This window comes from Arhodomonas sp. KWT (genome assembly GCF_010993615.1).
The window spans coordinates 1-718 of the sequence record NZ_WNXE01000861.1; the positions used below are offsets into that span (position 1 = coordinate 1).

The 718-nt window shown below is 73.0% G+C and carries 1 protein-coding gene; it reads right to left on the reverse strand.

The features are described from left to right. Positions 1-718: helicase-related protein (locus G7A99_RS22920; protein WP_256379738.1), on the reverse strand; the 718-nt coding region annotated here is incomplete at both ends.

Here is a 718-nt window from a genome sequence, read left to right on the forward strand (position 1 = left end):
CCGAAGCGCTCGCCCCGGCGGAACGGCAGCTCGAAGGCCGCGCAGCGCACGTGGTCGAGCAGGATGAGGAGCTGGTCCGGGCTGATGCGGGCGTGCTCCGGCGAGGCCCCGAGGAAGAACTCCGGGTTGCGCACGATGTACTGGTCCAGGGGCTCGCTGGAGGCGATCAGCACCCCCAGTGCCGGACGGTTGCGCCGCCCCGCCCGGCCGAGCCGCTGCCAGGTGGCCGCGATGGTGCCGGGATAGCCGTTGAGCACGCACACGTCCAGCGCGCCGATGTCCACGCCCAGCTCCAGCGCGGAGGTGGCGATGACGCAGTCGACGTCGCCGCCGCGCAGGGCCTTCTCGGTGCCCCGGCGCTCGGTGGGGAGGTAGCCGCCGCGGTACGCGGCGACCCGTGCCGGGCGGCGGGGATCGCGGTCGAAGACGTCCTTGAGGTACTTGGTGAGCACCTCGACCATCAGCCGCGAGCGCGCGAACACGATGGTCTTCATGCCGCCGCGCACGGCGGTGCGCGCGATGCGCGTGGCCTGCGAGCGCGCCGAGGCACGGATACCCAGATCGGCGTTGACCACCGGCGGGTTCCACAGCAGCAGGTGCTTCTCCCCTGCCGGCGCACCGCTGTCGGTGATCGCCGCGACCTCGTCGCCCACCAGCGAGGCGGCCAGCTCCGCCGGGTTGGCGATGGTCGCCGAGGAGAGGATGAACACCGGGTCGG